The sequence below is a fragment of the Desulfovibrio porci genome, from assembly GCF_009696265.1.
GTDB classification, from domain to species: Bacteria; Desulfobacterota; Desulfovibrionia; order Desulfovibrionales; family Desulfovibrionaceae; genus Desulfovibrio; species Desulfovibrio porci.
In genome coordinates this window covers 96845-114244 of the sequence record NZ_VUMH01000010.1, presented here as the reverse complement: position 1 = coordinate 114244, position 17400 = coordinate 96845, and the positions used below count along the sequence as shown (strand labels likewise).

The 17400-nt window shown below is 56.4% G+C and carries 10 protein-coding genes and 1 pseudogene; 9 read left to right on the top strand and 2 right to left on the bottom strand.

Going from position 1 to position 17400, the window contains the following annotated elements:
* Window positions 1-95 precede the first annotated feature (95 nt).
* The 5 genes from mlaD (at window position 96) to FYJ44_RS10380 (ending at window position 5389) form a co-directional block, all read left to right on the top strand.
* Window positions 96-545, top strand: coding sequence for an outer membrane lipid asymmetry maintenance protein MlaD (mlaD, locus tag FYJ44_RS10400; protein WP_154511832.1), 450 nt, complete (start codon window positions 96-98; stop codon window positions 543-545).
* 1 nt (window position 546) lies between these two features.
* Complete coding sequence (locus FYJ44_RS10395; RefSeq protein ID WP_154511830.1) at window positions 547-1200, top strand: Tgt2/MlaC family protein; 654 nt, start codon at window positions 547-549, stop codon at window positions 1198-1200.
* The gene (locus FYJ44_RS10390) at window positions 1190-2065 is read left to right on the top strand and encodes an MlaA family lipoprotein (protein ID WP_229772660.1); all 876 of its coding nucleotides are present in this window, start codon (window positions 1190-1192) and stop codon (window positions 2063-2065) included. The genes FYJ44_RS10395 and FYJ44_RS10390 overlap by 11 nt, the downstream gene beginning before the upstream one ends.
* Before the next feature lie 139 nt (window positions 2066-2204).
* Window positions 2205-3188, top strand: a complete 984-nt coding sequence (locus FYJ44_RS10385; RefSeq protein ID WP_154511828.1) for an ABC transporter ATP-binding protein — start codon at window positions 2205-2207, stop codon at window positions 3186-3188.
* A 461-nt stretch (window positions 3189-3649) separates the two neighbouring features.
* Window positions 3650-5389, top strand: a complete 1740-nt coding sequence (locus FYJ44_RS10380) for a methyl-accepting chemotaxis protein (protein ID WP_154511826.1) — start codon at window positions 3650-3652, stop codon at window positions 5387-5389.
* Window positions 5390-5482: 93 nt separating this feature from the next.
* Here FYJ44_RS10380 and FYJ44_RS10375 read toward each other — a convergent pair whose 3' ends face one another.
* Window positions 5483-5749 carry a hypothetical protein gene (locus FYJ44_RS10375; protein WP_154511824.1) on the bottom strand — a complete coding sequence of 89 codons (267 nt, stop codon included), beginning with the start codon at window positions 5747-5749 and terminating at the stop codon, window positions 5483-5485.
* Window positions 5750-6415: 666 nt separating this feature from the next.
* Between FYJ44_RS10375 and FYJ44_RS10370 the strand changes: the two genes are divergently transcribed.
* Window positions 6416-8074, top strand: coding sequence for a methyl-accepting chemotaxis protein (locus FYJ44_RS10370; RefSeq protein ID WP_154511822.1), 1659 nt, complete (start codon window positions 6416-6418; stop codon window positions 8072-8074).
* 914 nt (window positions 8075-8988) lie between these two features.
* Complete coding sequence (locus FYJ44_RS10365) at window positions 8989-10728, top strand: methyl-accepting chemotaxis protein (protein ID WP_154511820.1); 1740 nt, start codon at window positions 8989-8991, stop codon at window positions 10726-10728.
* 384 nt (window positions 10729-11112) lie between these two features.
* Here the strand turns inward: FYJ44_RS10365 and FYJ44_RS10360 are convergent, their stop codons facing one another.
* The gene (locus FYJ44_RS10360) at window positions 11113-11370 is read right to left on the bottom strand and encodes a helix-turn-helix domain-containing protein (protein ID WP_154511818.1); all 258 of its coding nucleotides are present in this window, start codon (window positions 11368-11370) and stop codon (window positions 11113-11115) included.
* Between the two features lie 888 nt (window positions 11371-12258).
* On the opposite strand from FYJ44_RS10360, the gene FYJ44_RS10355 reads away from it, so the two are divergent.
* Together FYJ44_RS10355 and FYJ44_RS10350 are read left to right on the top strand one after the other, a co-directional pair.
* On the top strand, window positions 12259-13998 hold the full coding sequence (locus FYJ44_RS10355; RefSeq protein WP_154511816.1) for a methyl-accepting chemotaxis protein: 1740 nt from the start codon (window positions 12259-12261) through the stop codon (window positions 13996-13998).
* A 972-nt stretch (window positions 13999-14970) separates the two neighbouring features.
* A pseudogene (locus FYJ44_RS10350) lies at window positions 14971-16710 on the top strand (methyl-accepting chemotaxis protein).
* The last annotated feature ends 690 nt before the right edge of the window (window positions 16711-17400 follow it).

Below are 17400 nucleotides of genomic sequence, written 5' to 3'. Positions count from 1 at the left end.
CCCCTGCGGCCGCCGGGCTTGAAACTTTACGGCCGGGTACGTATACTGAAAAATGTAATGTTCTGTCATATGGCAGTCTGGAGTCTGAAAAACGCATGAACAGCGTCCGTGAAACCGCCGTGGGCATCTTTGTGTTGCTGGGTCTGATCTGTGTGGCCTATCTGGCCATCAAACTGGGCCGCATGGAATTTTTTTCCAACCAGGGCTTTGAGCTTTCCGCCCGCTTCGATTCCGCCTCGGGCCTGCGAGTAGGCGCGGATGTGGAGCTGGCGGGCGTGCCCGTGGGCCGGGTGGTGGCCATCAGCCTTGATCCCGATCCCCTGCACAGCCAGGCCGTGGTGCGATTGCGCCTGGACAAGGACCTGCATCTTTCCGACGACAGCATTGCTTCCATTAAAACCAGCGGCCTGATCGGCGACAAATATGTCAGCCTCTCGCGGGGCGGTTCGGAAAAAACCCTCGCGTCCGGCGGCGTCATCACGGAGACGGAATCTCCGGTGGACCTGGAATCGCTGATCGGCAAATATGCTTTCGGAGGTGTATAATATGCCCCGTATTTCGCGCGCGCGCGTTCTTGCCCTGCTCTGCGCTCTGGCGCTGGGCCTGACCTTTTTCTCATCCCCGGCGCAGGCCGCCCCGGCGCCCGCCTCGCCCGCCCGTCAGGCCCTGGAAACCGCCACCAACCGCATTCTCGCCTGCATCAAGAATCCCGACTACGTCAATCCGGCCACCCGCGGTCCCCTGCGTCAGCAGATCGAGGACGAGGTGCTGCATATCTTTGATTTCAGAGAATTTTCCTCCCGCACGGTGGGTCCGCGCTGGCGCAGCTTCACGCCCCAGCAGCAGAAGCAGTTCAGCGACGCTTTCGCGGATCTGCTGATCAGCACCTATGTGAACAAGATCGACGGCTACAACGGCGAACAGGTGGTCTATACCGGCGAAATTTCCTCGGCTGCGGGCGACCGCACGGAAGTGCGCACCGTCATCACCATGAAGGACGGCAAAAAAGTGCCCGTGGCCTACCGCATGCTGCCCAAGGACGGCGGCTGGCGCGTCTATGACGTGCTGATCGAAAACATCAGTCTGGTAAAGAACTACCGTACCCAGTTTCAGGACATTCTGAACAGCGCAAGTCCGGATCAGCTCATTGAGCGTGTGCGCGTCAAAGCCCAGGAAGTACGTCAGCAAGATGCCAAATAACCCGCACCCCTTCCGCTCCGGCGTCCCGGCCTTGCCCATGGGCCGCCGGAGCGTGCTCCCGGCCCTCTGTCTTCTTCTCCTCCTGGCCTGGGGCCAGCCCGGCGCCGCGCAGGCCGCTCCGGCTGACCCGCCCCGCGCGCCTTCCACGGTCTATGCCGCCAGCCCGGCTCTGGCGCCCGGCGCCATTACCGTGCACCCATACGGCCAGTTGCAGCAGTCCGACAGTCTGGACGATTACGACACCTCCCCGGCGGCCAGCATAGCCGACCCGCTGGAACCCTGGAACCGCTTCTGGTTCCACTTCAACGACATTTTCTATCTCTACGTCGCCAAGCCCGCGTATAACGCCTGGGTTTTCGTGACCCCCCACCAGCTCCGCAGCGGCCTGAAGAACTTCTTCTCCAACGCGCTCTTTCCCATGCGTTTCGTGAACAATATCCTCCAGTTCCGCTTTCTGGAGGCCGGGGTGGAGTTCGGGCGCTTTTTCATCAACACCACCACCACGCTCGGCTTCGCGGACGTGGCCAAGGGCAAGAAAACCATCGTGCCCGTGGATCCCACCGGCGAGGATTTCGGCCAGACCCTCGGGCGCTGGGGCATCGGCCACGGTTTTTATGTGGTCTGGCCCTTTATCGGCCCCAGTTCCGTGCGCGACAGCGTGGGCCGGGTGGGCGACTGCTTTACGGACCCCTTTTTCTACGTCTACCCCTGGGAACTGGCCACCAGTTCGGAACTGGCCCTGCGCTTCAACGCGCTGGGCGACGTGCTGCCCCTGTATGAGGATCTGAACAGCGCCGCCGTGGACCCCTATATCGCCATGCGGGAGGCGTATATCAACTTCCGCAATTCCCAGGTCAAACACTGATCCTTGCTCTTTTGCCGCCACCGGCGTCAGACTGCGCGGCCCGGCCGGGTCACGCGGGCGGCCGCGCTCCCGCGCCGGACCGCTTGCCCGCCTTGTCGGCGAACAAAATCCCAAGGATCAGAAAGGCACAGATCCGCACATGCAGCCGTCCTCTTCTCAAGCTGACGCCGCTCCCCTGCTCCGGCTGGAAGACCTTTCCGTGCTTTTCCCCTTTGCGGGCCGTCTGCTGCCCGCCGTGCAGGAGGTCAGTCTTGACTTGCCTCCGGCCGCCGTTACCTGCCTGGTGGGCGAATCCGGCTGCGGCAAAAGCCTCACGGCCCGCGCCGTTTTGCGCCTCACGCCGGAAAACGCCGTGCTCGGCGGCCGGGCGCTGTTGAGCGGCGAAGACCTGCTCAGTCTGCCGGAAAAAGAGCTACGCCGCGTCAGAGGCCGCCGCGTCGGCATGATCTTCCAGGAGCCCATGACCTCGCTCAATCCCGTCTTGCGCGTGGGTGAGCAGGTGGCCGAACCCCTGCGCCTGCACCTGGGCATGGGCCGCGCCGAGGCCCGCCGGGAAGCGGAGCGCCTCTTCGCGGATGTGGGCATCCCCTCCCCGCACAGCCGCTATGACGACTACCCCCATCAGCTTTCCGGCGGCATGCGCCAGCGCGTAATGATCGCCATGGCCCTGGCCTGCCGGCCCGAACTGCTTCTGGCCGACGAACCCACCACCGCTCTGGACGCCACCATCCAGGGCCAGATTCTGCGCCTGATCCTGAACCAGAGCCGGGAACGCGGCATGGCCGTGCTGCTCATCACTCACGATCTGGGCGTGGTGGCCCAGGTGGCGGACGTGGTGGGCGTCATGTACGCCGGTCATCTGGTGGAACGCGCCCCGGCGCGCGACCTCTTCGCCGATCCCCGCCATCCCTATACCAGAGGCTTGATGCATTCCGCGCCCAGCCGCCGTTCCATGGGGCTGACGCGCCTGCCTACCATTCCGGGCAGTGTGCCCTCCCTCCAGAACATGCCGACGGGCTGCCCCTTCCAGCCCCGCTGTCCTCAAGCCCTGCCCCGCTGCACGGAAGAGATGCCGCCCCCCTTTGTCCAGGGCGCGCATGCCGTAGCCTGCTGGCTGGCCTGAACTCCCGCGCCTGAAGCGTTCTTTTTTACGACCAGGCATAAGACTTGTTCTCAAAAAGCCGATAAGAAGATACACAGAGGCTGTTTCGACTCTTCAACGCCGCCGCCGGCCCTCTCACGCCTGGGGATGTACCCTCCCCAAAACTGGAACGGCTTTGCTTCGGCGCTTGCCTTGCTGTCCGTATCCGCAAGGCTCGGGAGAAATACGTCTGTCGAACCCGCTTTGTTCCCTTCGGGCGTCACCGCGCAAATGCATCATGTCTGCGCGGCGGGCGCCCGCTTCCGCAGCCGTCGGAGCCGTTTCAACGTGAAGCAGCTCCGGTCCACGAGATCACACGGCTGCCGGTCTTTTTCCGCGCTTCAGGCCTGGGGAGGCCTGAAACGGACGGTGTCCCGGCAAATCCTTCGGGATTTCAATATCAACGCCTGTCAGGCACTGCGCAACGCAACATGGGGGAAATAATGAAACTGTCCACAAAAATCTGCGTCAGCATGGGGCTCTTGACGCTCCTCATGGCCATTCTCACAACCTATCTGCTGATGCAGATGGCGACGGTCAACGAGGCGTCCACGGAAATCGCCGATCAGAAAATGCCCATCGTCGATCTTGCCGGCAGGCTGAACGCCGAGGTCACCCAGTACCGCGTCATAGAGATGCGCCACATCTACGCCACGGACCCCGCAGCCATGGCCAAGGACGACCAGGAACTCGACCAGCAGCGCGCGAAGATCTCCGATATCATGAACACCCTGGACAAGCGCATCTACATGCCCAATGTCCGCGAAATTTTTAACCGTCTGTCCAAGGCGCGGGACGCCTATCACAGCATTTCAGAGAATATTCTGACGCTCTCCCGCAACATGGAGACGGAAAAAGCCGTCGCGATCATTCTCGGCGATTCGCGCACGGCCTATCAGAACCTGAGCGCCGTGCTCAGGGAGCTCTCGGATATCGCCATGAAAAACGCCGTGGCCGTCAGCCGGGAGGGCGACGCCATGTACGACCGCAGCCGGATGATCGGCATCGGCATGACCCTTGCCGCCATTTTCATCGCCGTGCTGCTGACCGTGCTGACCGTGCGCAATACCATCCGCCAGCTCGGCAAGGACCCCGGCGAACTGAATGCCATTGCCCGGCGTGTGGTGGACGGCGACTACAATATTGACGACGGCGGCAAAAAGCTGGGCGTCTACGGCGCCATTGTGGACATGGTCGCCGCCCTGAAAAACCATATCGAAAACGCCCAGCGCGAGTCGGAAAACGCCAGAGAGCAGTCCGCCAGGGCCCAGGAGGCCATGCAACAGGCCGAAGCCGCCAGCCGGGAAGCTCAAAGCAAGGCCGAGGCCATGCTGGCGGCCGCCGACAAGCTGGAACAGGTGGGCAGCGTTGTTTCCTCCGCCTCCACCCAGTTGTCCGCCCAGATCGAGCAGTCCGACCGGGGCGCGGCCGAATCCGCCTCCCGCCTTTCCGAAGCGGCCACGGCCATGAACGAGATGAACGCCACAGTCCAAGAAGTCGCCCGCAACGCGGGTTCCGCCTCCGCCGCCTCCGCCGAAACCAGGGAAAAGGCCGAGGCAGGCGCGCGGGTGGTGGAAAAGACAGTGCATAATATTGAGGAAGTGCACCAGTTGTCGCTGACCCTCAAGGACGACATGACCCAGCTCAACGAGCACGCTCAGGACATCACCCGGATCATGGGCGTGATCTCGGACATTGCGGATCAGACCAATCTGCTGGCCCTCAACGCCGCCATTGAAGCCGCCCGCGCGGGCGAGGCCGGGCGCGGCTTCGCCGTGGTGGCCGACGAAGTGCGCAAACTGGCCGAAAAGACCATGTCATCCACCAACGACGTGGGCAACGCCATCAAGGCCATTCAGGAAAGCACGGCCAAAAGCATGAGCGGCGTGGACAATGCCGTGGAGCGCATCGGCGAGGCCACGGAACTGGCCAACCAGTCCGGTCAGGCCTTGCAGGAAATCGTGGCCACCGTGGAAGCCACCGGCGACCAGGTCAACGCCATTGCCACGGCCAGCGAGGAGCAGTCCGCCGCCAGCGAGGAAATCAACCAGTCCATCGTCCAGGTCAACGACATGTCCCGCCAGACCGCCGAGGCCATGGGCGAGGCGGCCAAGGCCGTGTCCGACCTGGCCGCTCAGGCCCAGGGACTTACGAATCTGATTCAGGAGCTGAAGCAGGCCTGACCCCGGCACGCATCTCAACAGCACGCCTTGCCTGGGCGCGCCTCGCAACAGACAGCGGGGCGCGCCCTTTCTGTTGTATGCGCCGGAACAGTTTCAACGTGCAATCGCTGCGGCAACCAGTCCTTCTTCCCATCCGTCACGGAAACGCTTCACACGCGCCGGCGACAGGTTACGGCCGCTTACGGGATCAAGAGCGGCGCTGCGAAAATAAAGATGTTCGGCAAGGTTGCGGCCATGCGCAATGCCTTGAAGGAATTCAAAGTGGATCGCCTTTGAGACGCTGCGCTGTTCCCCAAATCCATTTCGCCGGAAACCGTGTTTTCCGGAGGAATCAACACCGCAGCGTTTCACGTCGCACAAACGAATTTTGATGAAAAATTATGAAATAGAACCATATTCCTCAGCATATAATATAAAAATTTTTCCAATGTAAGCTACTTTTTAAAAAATACATACTTTTCACTGTATAAAGAATATATTTATTTTATTTAAACACACTGTACCTCTTGCTTAAAAAAATAATTAGCATATAATATTAATTTTCGGTCTTGATTATTGTAATGTTATACTCAATATTTTTCTGAAACACTAAAGGTAGTCAGCCTTGTTCCGATAAAGATGAGCAGAAACGCGTAACGTTTTCACCTGTTACATGGTTATCAGTCCGCCGGTACAGCAAAACGTGCGTAGCATGCGCCTCAACCCGAACGGTTGAGCGGCGGCAAATGTTTTTCACGTGAGGGCGTGTGATGCGGCAGGCAAACATATATCCGCTTTTTGCAAACCGGCGTAACGCCGGTTGCCGCGCGTCGCGCAATATTGCGGTAGAGAGAGAGAGAGAGAGAGAGAGAGAGAGATTGTAAGAACGTGGAATGATTTTTCCATTCCTCTTTTGAATTTTTGCAGCCTTTTGAGTAAAAGATACCGCCTGACGCGCGCATCTTTTACTTAAAAGGCTGCAACTGTTTTTTGGGCGAATTATATTTCAATGATAGAGGATAGCTTGTCGTAACAAGGGAGGAAACCATGACACTGAGGACAAAACTTCTGCTGCTTACAGCCATACTCTTGCTTCTGCTTTGCGGGCAAGGGCTTTTCAGTCTGTACCAGATGAACAGCATCAATGACGCTTCCACAGAAATCAGCAAAAACTGGCTGCCTTCCTGCAACGCGGCAAACAGTTTGAATACCCTCACGTCTGACTATCGCCTGTACGAAGTCATGCATGTCTATTCCACAACGCCTGAGGACATGGACAATTATGAAAAACTGATGGCGGAAACGCTTGAAAAAATACAAAACAGCTATTCCAAGCTGATCTCAAGCCCTGATGAACAGTCCATGTATAATGATTTTGTCGTCGCATGGGATGATTTCAGCAAGATTCACGATCAAATATTCGCCCTTTCCAAGCAGAATCGCACCGAGGAGGCCATGGCGCTGCTGCTCGGCCAATCCAGGACAGCCTACCTCAAGGCCTCCGACCAGCTTCTCAAAATTGTGGCGCTCAACACGGAAGGCGGCGAAAAATCCAGCCTTGCCGGTGATGAACTGTATGACGCGTCCAAGGCCCTGGTTTCCATCCTGCTGGCGGCCGGCATTCTCATCGGCGCGATTCTGGCCCTCTTCATCATCCGCGGCGTGCTGCGCCAGTTGGGCAAGGACCCCGGCGCGCTGGACGGCGTCGCCAAACGCGTGGTGGGCGGCGACTACAATGTGGACGACGGCAGTCCCAAGATAGGCGTGTACGGTTCCATTGTGGAAATGGTCAACGCCCTGAAAACCCATATTGAAAACGCCCAGCGCGAGTCGGAAAACGCCAGGGAACAGTCCGCCAGGGCCCAGGAGGCCATGCAACAGGCAGAGGCGGCCAGCAAGGAAGCCCAGGCCAAGACCCAGGCCATGCTGGTGGCCGCCGACAAGCTGGAAGCCGTGGGCAATGTGGTTTCCTCCGCCTCCGCCGAACTTTCGGCCCAGATCGAGCAGTCCGACCGGGGCGCGGCCGAATCCGCCTCCCGCCTCTCCGAAGCGGCCACGGCCATGAACGAGATGAACGCCACAGTCCAGGAAGTGGCCAAAAACGCGGGTGCGGCCTCCACCGCTTCCGCCGAAACCAGGGAAAAGGCCGAGGCAGGCGCGCAGGTGGTGGAAAAGGCCGTGCACAGCATTGAGCAGGTCCATCAGATGTCTCTGGAACTCAAGGACGACATGGCCCAGCTCAACGAGCACGCCCAGGACATCACCCGGATCATGGGCGTGATCTCGGACATCGCGGATCAGACCAATCTGCTGGCCCTCAACGCGGCCATTGAGGCCGCCCGCGCGGGCGAGGCCGGACGCGGCTTTGCCGTGGTGGCCGACGAGGTGCGCAAACTGGCCGAAAAAACCATGGCCTCCACCAATGACGTGGGCAACGCCATCAAGGCCATTCAGGAAAGCATGAGCAAGAGCATGACCGGTGTGGACAATGCCGTGGAGCGCATCGGCGAGGCCAATGAACTGGCCAGTCGGTCCGGCGCGGCCCTGCAGGAAATCGTGGCTACGGTGGAGGCCACGGCGGACCAGGTCAACGACATGTCCAAGCAGACCGCCGAGGCCATGGCCGAAGCGGCAAGGGCCGTGTCCGATCTGGCCGCCCAGGCGCAAGGACTCACGGATCTGATTCAGGATCTGAAACAGGCCTGATCACAAATCGCGGCCGGGGATCAGCGCAAATCCCCGGCCGCAAGCAGGCGCATTCTGGACAGCACGCGCCTCCCCAGCGCGCTCCTGATAATGAGATCAGGGCGCGCTTCCCAACAGGCCGGGTGTCGGATGCCCGGCCTGTTGCTCTGTGTCTGCCGGTGTGAATCGGCTGCAGGCCGCGCCCGTTTTCACGGGCGCGGCGTTTCGGCCCGGGCAAGGCTGGCGGCCAATGCCCGGCGCTGCAACCGGAACCAACGCCCGGCGACGGATATATATGCTTATAAAATATTCTGAAAGAACTACCGCATAATTATCTTATATCAACAAAAAATGTAACTGTTTTTAGTGCATTTATTTTATTTAATTTTATTGAATAACTTTTTTATTTAAAATAATAAAAAATATTTATTTTTTCATTATATAAAACATAATCTTACTTTATTACACGCTACATAGAATTGATTGGTAACAAAAATGAAGCTGTTTGCTAATTTTGCCATCTAAATTTATACAGTTTCATTACGATTAAAAGCTGTATGACTTTCCGCTTTCCCAATCAGCAAGTATTTTTTGCTGATTGAGCCTAAAAAACAGATCGGTTATACAGTTTTAAGAGTTTAAGCCGTAAAGGTGCAAATTATGACGCGCAGCAAAATTTCCAGCTTCCTCCCTTCCCCGCGCGCCCTCGGCAATGCCGTCTCCGAGAGAGAGAGAGAGAGAGAGAGAGAGAGAGAGAGAGAGAGAGAGAGAGAGAGAGAGACTAGCTTCCTTGTAGGAAGTTCTTCTTCCATTATCTTTATTTAAAGCCTGCATTCCCCTGTCAGAGGAGGAATGCGGGCTTTTTTATATTCCGGGGAAGCCTGACGGCAAACAGCAGCTACTATCGCTGCATGAATCAAAAGAGGAGTCGCAGCATGAAATTGTCCACAAAAATTTCTTTCAGTATGGGCACACTGACGGTTATTATCGCCATTCTGGCAGTGTATCTGCTGGTGCAGATGGGCAGCATCAACAATATATCCACAATTCTCGCGGGAAGGAACATCCCTGTCATTGATGTGGCTGGCAAACTGAACAATGATGTGTCTGAATACCGCATTGTGGAAGTGCGCCATATTTACGCCACGGATGCGACGGTGATGCAGGCCAATGAAAAAGAGCTGGCCGATTGGAAAAAAGCCGTCACCGGCTATCTGGCCGAACTCAACCGACTGGTCAAAGTGGGGGATGTCAAGGCGGCGCTGGACAAGGTCAACAGCCAGTTGAACGGGTATTTCAGCATCTCCGACAAACTGCTGGACATCTCTCGCCAGAACCATACGGAAGAAGCCGTCAAGCTGCTGCTGGGCGATTCGCGCCAAGTTTATCGCGATTTGAGCGCGCAGCTCAATGAGCTTGTGACCGCGGCCCGCAAGAATGCTGAGAGCAACAGCGCTCAGGGCGACGAGATGTACGCCAACAGCAACATGGTCGGTACGGCCCTGACCGTGCTTGCCATTCTGATCGCCGTGCTGCTCACCGTGCTGGTCGTGCGCAATACCGTGCGCCAGTTGGGCAAGGACCCCGGCGAGCTGAACGCCATTGCCCGCCGCGTGGTGGACGGCGATTATAATGTGGACGACGGCGGCAAGAAAATGGGCGTCTACGGCGCCATTGTGGAAATGGTCAACGCGCTGAAAAGCCATATTGAAAATGCCCAGCGCGAATCGGAAAACGCCAGGGAGCAGTCCGCCAAAGCCCAGGAGGCCATGCAACAGGCCGAGGCGGCCAGCAAGGAGGCCCAGGGCAAGACCCAGGCCATGCTGGCGGCCGCCGACAAGTTGGAGGAAGTGGGCAATGTGGTTTCTTCGGCCTCCAGCGAGCTTTCGGCCCAGATTGAACAATCCGACCGGGGCGCGGCAGAATCCGCCCAACGCCTCTCCGAAGCGGCCACGGCCATGAACGAAATGAACGCCACGGTCCAGGAAGTGGCCAGAAACGCGGGTTCCGCCTCCGCCGCTTCCGCCGAAACCAAGGAAAAGGCCGAGGCCGGGGCCCACGTGGTGGAAAAGGCTGTGCGCAGCATTGAGGAAGTCCATCAGCAGTCCCTGCAACTCAAGGACGACATGACCCAGCTCAACGAACACGCCCAGGATATCACCCGGATCATGGGCGTCATCTCGGACATCGCGGACCAGACCAACCTGCTGGCCCTCAACGCGGCCATTGAAGCGGCCCGCGCGGGCGAGGCCGGACGCGGCTTTGCCGTGGTGGCCGACGAAGTGCGCAAACTGGCTGAAAAGACCATGGCCTCCACCAACGACGTGGGCAACGCCATCAAGGCCATTCAGGAAAGCACGGCCAAAAGCATGACCGGCGTGGACAATGCCGTGGAGCGCATCGGCGAAGCCACGGAACTGGCCAACCAGTCCGGTCAGGCCTTGCAGGAAATAGTGGCCACTGTGGAGGCCACCGGCGATCAGGTCAACGCCATCGCCACGGCCAGTGAGGAGCAGTCCGCCGCCAGCGAGGAGATCAACCAGTCCATCGTCCAGGTCAACGACATGTCCCGCCAGACCGCCGAGGCCATGGGCGAGGCGGCCAAGGCCGTGTCCGACCTGGCCGCTCAGGCCCAGGGACTTACGAATCTGATTCAGGAATTGAAACAGGCCTGATTGCAATGTTGCGGTTGGGATCTGATCCCCGGCCGCAGGCGGGCGCGTATCGACAGCACGCGCCCGTCAAGCAGCCTTGACCTGGACAATCAGGGCGCGCTTCCCCATTGGGCGGGTGTCGCGAGACATCCGCCCTACTATTGCCGCTCTCCGCCGAGGTCATGGCCGCAAGTCGCCGGGGCCGTGTCCGACCCGGCGGCCCACATTCAGAGGCTCACGAAGTTGATTCAGGAATTGAAACAGGCATGGTCACAGCAGCGGGCTTATTCTCTGCCGCCATCTTGCGGAATCGGAAATCCGGTTTCATGAACACGGGTCGTCCGGCGAAACGCGGCACAAGCATTATACTTCCCGTCAGTCGGCGCGGATGCCGTTTAACCGATCTTACTGATTTTCTTTTGCCATCCTCTCCAGCTCATCCTCGATCAGGCATATCAGTTTATCAGCCCGTATCCCCAGAGCCTCACTCAGATAGAACAGCGCATTTAACGTCGGCCTTTTCTTCCCCTGTTCAAGCTGGATTACATAAGCGCGCTCCAGATAAGCCAGTTCAGCCAACTTACGTTTGCTCAACTTCAGCTCTTCGCGCCGACTTCGCAAAATATTCGCAAGAGCCTCATTTAGCTTAGGATATTCTTTCATTCCTTAAGCATACTCGAAATGACTTGACCAGAATATGTAACTATAGTAAACACAAATAAGTAGCGCGAACGGCATATCTATTACGCCTCCTCACAAGGAGGATATGTATTTTCAATCAACATGATGAATATAAAATTTTTGTTATTATTTTAATATTAATAAGATGTTATAATTTATTAAAACTCTATAAATACAATAATTGGTACATATTAATTGTATGTAGTGAACATGTTCTGTGCACAATACTATGCTTTTCTTTTATTATATTGAATTTATTAAATATTTTTAAATATATTTAAAATTATATAATTATACTCATAATTGATTATTTATTGTCACTCTATCAATAGAACATAAATAAATATTCGATTCAATACTTATTGAAATATAGATAACTTAAACAAAAATTTTATATAAAATTGTAATATAAATATATAAATATAAAAATAAAATTATGCGCAACGGAATATTCTCATGCATATTTCTGATGCGAAAGAATAACCGTCGGGCACAGCCTTTATAAATTACAATACACTGGTTGGCATACAAGAAGCGGCTGCTTTTGCGCTCGTCATAATGACGTCAGCCTCTCCGGCAATGCCGCTATGATCATATATATTTCTTTTGATTCTGAAGATCATTGTACGATCGTCATGCTATGATCCGGCTTTTTAGCCGCTCATCTGCATGCCGTCAGTGATGCCTTGCGCCCAAAGAGGCCCGCGACACTTTAGTAGTATCGGGCAAAGAACATTTTGCCATTCAGAATAAGGAACCGAAGCCGGGAACCGTCCTCATCGACCGCTTCATATCGCTTGCAGGAAGCAGCCAGCAACCGGAATGTCCTGACTGTGAAACAGCAACATGAAAAACAAAGGAGATGCTTTTATGAAGTTGTCGTCCAAAATTTCTTTCAGCATGGGGACATTGACGGTGCTGATCGCCATTCTGGCCTCTTATCTGTTGCTACAAATGCAACAAATCAACAGCACGGCCACCGTCATGGCTGAGCGATATATTCCGGTCATCGATCTGGCGGGAAAGCTGAACAATGATGTGTCGGAATATCGCATTATGGAAATACGCCACGTCTACGCCACTGACAGCGTCATAAAAGAGGACAGGGAAAAAGCCATGAGCCCCCTGCTGAAAAATATTGACGGTTATCTGCGGGAAATTAACGCCATCCTGCGCGCTCCGGCAACCAAAGCGGCATTGAAGCAGGTCGACGAACGCCTGAAAGACTATCTCAGTCTCTCCGGCAAGCTGCTGGACATCTCCCGTCAGAATCAGCCGGAAGAAGCCGTCAAATTATTGTTGGGCGACTCCCGCACCCTTTACAATGACCTGAGTGAACAGATCAACAATCTAGTGCTGGAGGTCAGAAAAAATGTCGACACAGCCAATGCCGAGGCAGATGTCAATTTCAACAAAAGCAATATGATGGGCATCAGCTTGACCGTACTGTCAATTTTTATCTCCGTGCTGCTCACCATCATGATTGTACGCAACAGCGTGCGCCAGTTGGGCAAGGACCCCGGCGAACTGAACACCATTGCGCGACGGGTGGTGGACGGAGACTATAACGTGGACGACGGCGGCAAAAAAATGGGGGTCTACGGCGCCATTGTGGAAATGGTTCATGCCCTGAAAAGCCATATTGAAAACGCCCAACGCGAATCGGAAAACGCCAGGGAACAGTCCGCCAAGGCCCAGGAAGCCATGCGACAGGCTGAAGACGCCAGCCGGGAGGCCAAGGCCAAGACGGAAGCCATGCTGGCGGCCGCCGACAAACTGGAGGAAATGGGCAGCGTGGTTTCCTCTGCCTCCACCCAGTTGTCCGCCCAGATCGAACAATCCGACCGTGGCGCGTCCGAGTCCGCCCAGCGCCTCTCCGAAGCGGCCACGGCCATGAACGAGATGAACGCCACGGTTCAGGAAGTGGCCCGTAACGCTGGTTCCGCCTCCTCCGCATCCGCCGAAACCAGGGAAAAGGCCGAAGCCGGAGCGCAAGTGGTGGAAAAGGCCGTGCGCAGTATTGAAGAGGTGCACCAGATGTCCCTGGAACTCAAGGGCGATATGGCCCAGCTTAACGAGCACGCCCAGGACATCACCCGGATCATGGGCGTCATCTCGGACATCGCGGATCAGACCAATCTGCTGGCCCTCAATGCCGCCATTGAAGCGGCCCGCGCGGGCGAGGCAGGGCGCGGCTTTGCTGTGGTCGCCGACGAGGTGCGCAAGCTGGCCGAAAAAACCATGGCCTCCACCAACGACGTGGGCAACGCCATCAAGGCCATTCAGGAAAGCACGGCCAAGAGCATGACCGGCGTGGACAATGCCGTGGAGCGCATCGGCGAAGCCACGGAGCTGGCCAGCCGGTCGGGCGCGGCCCTGGAAGAAATTGTGGCCACCGTGGAGGCCACCGGCGATCAGGTCAACGCCATCGCCACGGCCAGCGAGGAGCAGTCCGCCGCCAGCGAAGAGATCAACCAGTCCATTGTCCAGGTCAATGACATCGCCAGGCAGAGCGCCGAGGCCATGGGCGAGGCGGCCAAGGCCGTATCCGATCTGGCCGCCCAGGCGCAGGGGCTTACGAACCTGATCCACGAGCTGAAAGAGGCCTGATCACAATGTTGCGGCCGAGGATCAGCGCAAGCCCCCGGCCGCACACGCGGACGCGTATTTGACAGCACGCGTCCGTCAAGCGCCCTGAAGTGGACAGCAGGGTGCGCTTCCCCATAGGGCGGGTGTCGGGGGACACCCGCCCTACTGTGGAGGGTGTTGCCGGACCGGCGCAAGGCCGTAACCGCCATCGAGCGGGCATACCATCCGGCCTGAGGCGCGCTTTTTCCGTTTTTACCGGCCGCATGCGCCTGATTATGGGCGGATCGTTCCGGCTTGATGCGCGGCGGTCTTGCTGTATCGTGAAGAAAGTTCGCCGCATCCGACCGAAAGGCGGAAAACCCGGCATAATGCCATGCGTCGGGACGAACCAATTTACTGCTTAAGGAGTATATATTTTATTCAGTCATATTTTTAACGCGTTCCGCAGTAAGCAATGGTGGCATGTTTTTATATTTTGTACATTTTATGCATTGCAATATTAATGTCTAAATAAAAAATATTTTTTAGTGAAACTCTTATTTTATTAAGAGCAATATTTACAACATACAATAATATTTTTAACTTTATTTTCCTATATAATTTTATATTCATCGTGATTTTTCTTGATTTCACCAATATTTTACAGGATAATGTTTCAAGATACTAATGCTTTTATTTCTTTTTCCGATAATACATGGCAGAAGTGCATTCGATAGTGTCAACCTGTAGCGTAACCCACGGAATTTTTCCACCAATGGCATATGATGAATAAAAACGCCGGATTTTTCTTCCCTCCAACCCTTATGACGCGAGTCTGCCCCGCGCCGTTCTTTATTGCGGAGAGAGAGAGAGAGAGAGAGAGAGACTAGCTTCCTCGTAGGAAGTTCTTCTCCCATTCGCTTTTTTTAACGCCTGCATTCCCCTGTCAGAAGGGGAATGCAGGCGTTTTTGCGCTGGGGGACTGCTTAGCCTAATCATCAAAGGAGAAGGATTATGAAACTTTCAACGAAAATTGCGGCGGGCATGGGTTGTCTGGCTGTGCTCATGGGCATCCTCGGCGGGTATCTGCTCATGCAGATGGCCCAAATCAACGACAGCTTTACCCTAGTGACCAATCAGATGCTCCCGGTCCGGGCAAACGCAAACAATATCGACAAGGCGGCCACGGAATACCGCTTGGCCGAAGTGCTGCATCTCTACGCACCAGAACCTGCCCAGATGAAGGAATACGAAAAAAGACAGGAGAAATGGAAGGAAGTCATCGACAACGGCATCAGGAACCTTGAAGGCTTGATTTTCCGTCCCGAGGTCAAGCAGGTTTTTCAGACCTATCTGGCGGTTCGGCAGACATATCAGGACACGCATCAGCGCTTGCTTGAGCTTTCTCGGCAAAATCGTATGCAGGAAGCCGTGGCTGTGCTGAACGGCGATTCACGCACCCAATACGACGAGATGAACGAGAAGCTGAAGCAGTTGGTAGGAAGCATCAACGGGGCTATTGATAAAGCCAATGCCGCGGGCGACGTGATATACGACACCGCGCGTCTGATCGGCATTATTTTGGTAGTTGCGGCCGTGCTGATTGCCGTCCTCCTGACCCTGCTGCTGGTACGCAATACTCTCCGCCAGTTGGGCAAGGACCCCGGAGAGCTGAATACCCTTGCCCACCGCGTGGTGGACGGCGACTATAATGTGGACGACGGCGGCAAAAAAGTGGGCGTCTACGGCGCTATTGTGGAAATGGTCAACGCCCTGAAAACCCATATCGAGAATGCCCGGCGCGAGTCGCAAAACGCTAAAGAGTAGTCCGCCAAGGCGCAGGAGGCCATGCAACAGGCCGAAGCCGCCGGCAAAGAGGCCCAGGCCAAGACAGAAGCCATGCTGGTAGCCGCCGACAAGTTGGAAACCGTGGGCAACATTGTTTCCTCCGCCTCCGCCGAGCTTTCGGCCCAGATCGAGCAATCCGACCGGGGCGCGGCTGAATCCGCCTCCCGTCTTTCCGAAGCGGCCACAGCCATGAACGAAATGAACGCCACGGTCCAGGAAGTGGCCAAGAACGCGGGGTCGGCCTCCGCCGCCTCCGCCGAAACCAGGGAAAAGGCCGAAGCAGGCGCGCAGGTGGTGGAAAAGGCCGTGCACAGCATTGAAGAGGTGCACCAGATGTCGCTGGACCTCAAGGAAGACATGACCCAGCTCAACGAGCACGCCCAGGACATCACCCGAATCATGGGCGTCATCTCGGACATCGCGGACCAGACCAATCTGCTGGCGCTGAACGCCGCCATTGAGGCCGCCCGCGCGGGCGAGGCCGGACGCGGTTTCGCCGTGGTGGCCGACGAGGTGCGCAAGCTGGCCGAAAAAACCATGACCTCCACCCAGGATGTGGGCAATGCCATCAAGGCCATTCAGGAAAGCACGGCCAAGAGCATGACCGGCATGGACAACGCCGTGGAACGCATCAGCGAGGCCAACGAACTGGCCAGCCAATCCGGTGCGGCCCTGCAGGAAATCGTGGCCACCGTGGAAATCACGGCGGACCAGGTCAACGCCATTGCCACGGCCAGCGAGGAGCAGTCCTCCGCCAGCGAAGAAATCAATCAGTCCATCGTCCAGGTCAACGACATGTCCAAGCAGACCGCCGAGGCCATGGCTGAGGCGGCCAAGGCCGTGTCCGACCTGGCCGCCCAAGCACAAGGGCTTACGGACCTGATCCGCGAGCTGAAAGAAGCCTGATCACAATGTTGCGGCCAGGGATCAGCGCAAGCCCCCGGCCGCACACGCGGGCGCGTATTTGACAACACGCGTCCGTCAGGCACCCTGAAGTGGACAGCAGGGTGCGCTTCCCCATAGGGCGGGTGTCCCCCGACACCCGCCCTTTTGCGCTTTGCCGCCATGCTTTGTTGGCGACGCCCGCCTTCACAGGCAAAGCCGCGTGTTGCCCCTGACCTTGCGCGCGCAGCCCAGCGGAGCTTGTGGCCGCTCCTGGAAAAATGCCAAACGGGCCATGCCTGAGGCGCGATCCGCAATGACCAGCGGACCGCGCTTTTTTTTATTTTAAAAACACTAAAAATCATAAATACACGATAAAAAGCGTATTTATATGATTTTTTGACAATATAATTACGTTATTTAATGTACTTTGAAAAACCCATAATTATCTGTTAACCACTTTGATTAACAAAAAAATATTCCAAATAATACCCGTATTGCACTAAAGATGAATTCACGCATTCCGATAAATAATGCCGACAGAGGTCAACAACGCCGCGTCACGCTGCATACGCGCAAGGCATGGCGGGCATATAAACATGGCCGTTGAGGATGGCCGCCTTGTGCGAGAGACGATGGCATATCCATTATGGGGGCTTTGTCAAAAACAGACCTCCTCTCTGTGGACAGGGAGGAGGCGCGAGGGCGGGGCGG